Raw genomic sequence first — 5068 nt, forward strand, 5'->3', positions numbered from 1 at the left:
CTTTCGAGCAGCGTGACGTCGGGCTGGTTGCCGGATTCGCCCCCGGCGGCGGGCTGGTGGATGGCGACCAGGCCGGCTTCGGCCAGGTCGGCCACGAGGATCCGGGCCACCCCCAGCGGCAGCGAGAGGAGCGCGGAGACCTCGGCCACCGACTTCACCTCGCCGGCGCACAGGCCGCAGATCCGCTGGTGCTCCGGCAGCAGGGTGGCCAGCCGCGCCGGGTCCACGGTGGCCGAGACCAGCGCCTCCAGGGCCAGCTCGTACCGCGGCCGGGTCCGCCCGCCCGTCATGGCGAACGGCCGGATCAGCGGGCCGCTCTCCTCCTCGTCCTCGCCCTGGTAGGAGGGCGCCGGCTCAGCGGCCGGCTGCGGGACGTAGGCCGGCTGCTGCTGCTCCGGGTACTGGCCCTGCTCCGGGTACTGGCCGGACTGCGGGTACGCAGCCGCCGGCCGGCCGTACTGCGGCTGGCCGTACTGGGGAGCGTGGCCGGAGCCGGGTGCCCCGAACGCGTCGTGGCCGGTGCCGGGGTACGGAACGCCGTACTGGCCCTGGCGGTCGTCGGGCGGTGTCACGGTTCCTCTCCTCACAGGGTGCTGCGGTGCGTTGCAAGGTGCGGTGACGGTCCGGACCGGCCGGACCGGTGGTGCGAGGGGCCGTACAACGCCCGAATCCGAGCCCGCCGGAGCGGGCCCGGAGCGGGCGGTTGGATACTACAAGTACTACGGAACTGACAGCATGCCAGCACCGGGGTCCTGCTGACGGGGCATCAGTCGAACGGACTGTCAGTGCAGCAGGCTGCCCTGCAGTTCGGCCCGCAGGGCGGGGGTGAGGACGGCTCCGGCGCGGTCGACGAGGAGGGCCATCTCGTAGCCGACGAGGCCGATGTCGGAGTCGGGGGAGGCGAGGACGGCCAGGGAGGAGCCGTCGCTGACGGCCATCAGGAAGAGGAAGCCGCGTTCCATCTCCACGACGGTCTGGTTGACGTCGCCGCCCTCGAAGATCCGGCTGGCGCCGGAGGTGAGGGAGGTGAGGCCGGAGGCGACGGCGGCGAGCTGGTCGGCGCGGTCGCGGGGGAAGCCTTCGGACATGGCGAGCAGGAGACCGTCGGCGGAGACCACCACCGTGTGCGACACCCCGGGGGTGTTGTCCACGAAATTGGTGATCAGCCAGTTCAGGTTCTGTGCGGCCTGGCTCATCTGAGTCAACTCAACGCTCCTGGTGGTTCGAGCCGCCGAAGAGATCGGTGCTGTCGTTCTGCTGTGGGTCGATCCGGAAGCTACCCGTACTGCCGGGGTCCCCACCGGCGTTACGGCCCTGCTCCACTCCGCGGCGCAGGTTGGTCAGCCGGCCGCGGACCTCCTCGGGGTTGCGGGAGACCTGGGGCCCGTCCGTAGCCACCGGCTTGGCGTTGCCGGGGACCAGGTTCTGCTTGGGCACCCGGCGCGGCAGACCCGCTCCGGTCACTCCGCCGGCCGCGGGCTCGCGCACCTGCTCGGCGCGCTGCCACGACTCGTCGTTGCGGGAGGGCCAGGGGCCCGCGGCCGCTCCGGCGGGTCCGGTCGGACCGGTCGGTCCGGAGGCGCCCAGCTGGGACACCTGGTGGCCGCGGGCGGCCGGGTCGGAACCCGAGGTGTCCTTGGCGCCGGTGAACCAGTTGGGCTGCTCACCGGTGTCCAGGCCGCCGATCGCCCGGGCACCGAGCCCGGGGCCGCTGGCCAGCTGCTGGCCGGGGCGGCGCTGCGGCAGGCCGGAGCCCAGCGTGTCGTTGGGCGACCCGGCGGGCGCGGCCGGCAGCGCGGGCTGCTGCTGCTCCGGGTACGGGTGGCCGGCGGCCGGCTCCTGGTACGACTGCTCGTACTCGGCGTAGCCGGACTCGGCGTACGGCTGCTGCTGGTCGTAGTAGCCGCCCTGGTACTGCTGCTGCTGGTACGGCTCCTGGTAGCCCTGCTCGCCGTAGTAGCCGCCCTGGTAGGCCTCGTTCTCGACGAACTCGGCCTCGACGTACTCGGTCTGCTCCGCCGGGTGGCCGCCGGCCGGCTGGTACCCGGGCTGCTCGTACTGCGGCTGCGCCCAGTCGGCCCGGTAGCCCTCCTGCGCCTGCTCCTCGGCCTGGTAGCCGCCCTCGTAGGGCTGCTCGTACGCCTGCGGCTGGTACGGCTGCTCCGCCGCGGCGGGCTCGTAGCCGGACGGCGACGGCTGGGCGGGCAGTGCCGGGTCGAGCGGCTCGGCCGCCTCGTCCTCACCGGACTCCAGCGCCGCCCGGCGGCGCTGCTCCAGCCGCAGCGAGCGCTGCATCGAGTCCAGCGCGGGGCTGAAGCCGCCGGCCGCACCACCGGCCGCCGCCAGGTTGTCGTCGAAGCCCAGCTCCGCGGCGCTGCGGGTGCCGTAGAGCTCCTGCTCCCAGCCGCCGGGGGCCGGGGCCTCCTGCTCGGCGAAGATCCGCGAGACGGTGAACTGCTCCTCCGGCTCCGGTGCGTGCCGCAGCTGGGTGATCGCGGCCGGGAGCATGACCAGAGAGGTGGTGCCGGCCGACTCGCCGGAGGGGCGCAGCTGGACCCGGATGTCGTGCCGGTCGGAGAGCCGGCCGACCACGAACAGGCCCATCCGGCGGGAGATCGAGGCGTCCACGGTGGGCGGCTCGGCCAGCTTCTCGTTGATCTCGGCGAAGTCCTCGGCGGTCAGGCCGATGCCCTTGTCGTGGATCTCGACCAGCACCCGGCCGTCCGGCAGCCGGGTCGCGGTGACGTGGACCCGGGTCTGCGGGCTGGAGAACGAGGTCGCGTTCTCCAGCAGCTCGGCCAGCAGGTGGACCAGGTCGGTCACCGCGGCGCCGGTGACCTCGGCCTCCGGGATGCCGGAGAGCTCGATGCGCTCGTACTGCTCCACCTCGGAGGCGGCCGCACGCAGCACGTCGACCAGCGGCACCGGGGTGTTCCACCGGCGGCCCGGCTCCTCGCCGGCGAGGACCAGCAGGTTCTCGCCGTTGCGGCGCATGCGGGTGGCCAGGTGGTCCAGCTTGAACAGGTTCTCCAGCTGGTCCGGGTCGGCCTCGTTGTTCTCCAGGTCGGTGATCAGCGCCAGCTGGCGCTGGATCAGGCCCTGGCTGCGGCGCGACAGGTTGGAGAAGATCGCGTTCAGGTTGCCTCGGAGCAGGGCTTGCTCGGCGGCGAGCGAGACCGCCTGCCGGTGGACCTGGTCGAAGGCGCGGGCCACCTCGCCGATCTCGTCCCTGCCCCAGAGCGGGATGAGCTCCACGTTGGTGTCGACCCGGTCCGGGTCGGTCTTGGAGAGCTTCTCGACCAGGTCGGGCAGGCGGTGGTTGGCGATCTCCAGCGCCGCGGTGTTCAGGGTGCGCATGCCCAGGATCATCGAGCGGGCGATGAACCCGGTGAGCAGACCGGCCAGGGCCAGCGCCGCGATCACGATCGCCGCGTTGAGGATGGCGTCGGTCTGGGCGTTGTCCTTGGTGGCGACCGCCTCGTTCACGACGCTGTCGATCAGGATGGTCTCGGTGCCGCGCAGCGGCTTGAGGTGGCTGTTGGTGGCCTGCAGCCAGTTCGGCGGGTTCAGCCCGGCGTCCTGGGCGTTCTCCAGTGCCTGGTCGGCGGCCTGCTTGCCGAACAGCTGGCCGGCCTGGGCGGCCTCGGAGTAGGCCAGCGCGATGTTCATCAGACCGGCGACGGTCGGGATGGTCTGGCCGTCCGGCATCCGCTGCGGCACGTGGGTGTCGGCCTGCGCCTGCTGGACCAGCTGGTCGGCGTAGGTGCGGCCGTCCTCGGGGCTGGAGCCGTTCTGGAACTCGGTCAGCGAGACCTGCTCGAGCTTGGCCGACACCAGCAGGTCCTGGATCAGCTCCGAGTTCTCGTGCCGGGTGGTCTTGTTGAGCGAGATGCCGACCAGCAGCTGGAGCATCAGGTCACGCTGGGTCGAGGCGGAGGCCTTGGCCAGCGAGACGGCGTAGATGGCGCGGCCACGGGCCACACCCGTGGAGCTGCCGGTACCGACCGAGTTGTCGAAGGCCATCAGCGGGGAGATCATCGCGGAGTACGCGGCCTGGGTGGCGCTGGCGTACAGCTCCGGCTTGTAGGCGTTGGTACGCAGGTGCGGCAGGCTGGCGAGCACCGACTCGGCGGCCTGGTCGCGGCGGCTGATCTCGCTGTCGTTGTCGCCGGCCACCTTGGCGTACGCGGCCTGGTAGTCCTTGATCGCCTTGTCGGTCAGCCCGCGGTAGCGGGCGACCTCGTTCTGCCCGTCCTGACCGGTCATCAGCGGGATCAGGGTCAGGTCACGCTCGTTCTCCAGCGCGTCGGCCAGCGAGGTGGCCGCGCGGGCCAGCTCGGCGGCGCGCTCGGAGTGGCTGGCCTTGACGTAGCTGTCGAACGAGGTGTTGACGCGCAGACCGCCGAAGACCAGGCCGATGACGACCGGGATCAGCATGATCGCCATCAGTCGGGTGGGCACCCGCCAGTTCCGGAAGGCCAGGAACTCGTAGCGGCCGCCGCCCGTTGACCGGGCGTTGGCGACCGTGCTGGACAGGGTGTCCCGCCCTCGGCCCGAGTCACCGACCCCGGGGGGTGTGGCGCCGGGCGCGGTGCGCTCGCCGGCCGCCGCGAAGGGCGAGAAGGCGCCGCCGGCGGCCTGGGCGCTTCGGTCGGTCTCGCGGGGCTCGGGGCGCCGCTGCGGGGTGTCTGGCTGCTTACGCCTCACTCGACAACAACCTCTCGGCCGACTCGGCGGCCATGGATCAATCCGGCGGCTTCCCCCTGGCCGCGTCCCCGCTGTGGGGTGGAACTGCCTTGTACTTCGGGGTAGCTCGCATTTCAGCACGTGCGGATGACCGGGACAAACAGCTCCGGTGTTCCCACACGTCGTGCGCAAATCGGACATTCGGTCACATGGGTCGCGAATGCCCCGGGCGCGGTGAGCCGAGTGAACCGGAACCACCACGCTCTGTCAGGAAAACGTCCGAAATGCCTACCGAACCGTTATCCGATACCCAGCGGGGACCTCGACCGAGGTCCCCGCTTGTCACGCTCGTGCTCGCGGTCAGCGCAGGCGGGCGAGGAGG

3 protein-coding genes are annotated in these 5068 nt (G+C 71.9%); all 3 read right to left on the bottom strand.

Translation table 11 applies throughout. The features are described 5' to 3' along the window. Positions 1-572, bottom strand: a 572-nt coding sequence (locus C7C46_RS30070; RefSeq protein ID WP_110673092.1) for a DUF742 domain-containing protein, incomplete at its 3' end; no start/stop codon positions are given. 210 nt (positions 573-782) lie between these two features. Next, a complete protein-coding gene (locus C7C46_RS30075) occupies positions 783-1196 on the bottom strand; it encodes a roadblock/LC7 domain-containing protein (RefSeq protein WP_035797811.1) in 414 nt (137 codons plus the stop codon). Positions 1197-1206: 10 nt separating this feature from the next. Continuing rightward, positions 1207-4707, bottom strand: coding sequence for a nitrate- and nitrite sensing domain-containing protein (locus C7C46_RS30080; RefSeq protein ID WP_245985188.1), 3501 nt, complete (start codon positions 4705-4707; stop codon positions 1207-1209). Between the last annotated feature and the right edge of the window lie 361 nt (positions 4708-5068).

Origin of the sequence: Streptomyces tateyamensis, assembly GCF_003205575.1 — a bacterium.
GTDB classification, from domain to species: Bacteria; Actinomycetota; Actinomycetes; order Streptomycetales; family Streptomycetaceae; genus Kitasatospora; species Kitasatospora tateyamensis.

Bases quoted from the DNA above. Each gene is read 5' to 3' on its own strand.
- C7C46_RS30075 (WP_035797811.1), bottom strand. From the start codon at position 1,196: ATGAGCCAGGCCGCACAGAACCTGAACTGGCTGATCACCAATTTCGTG.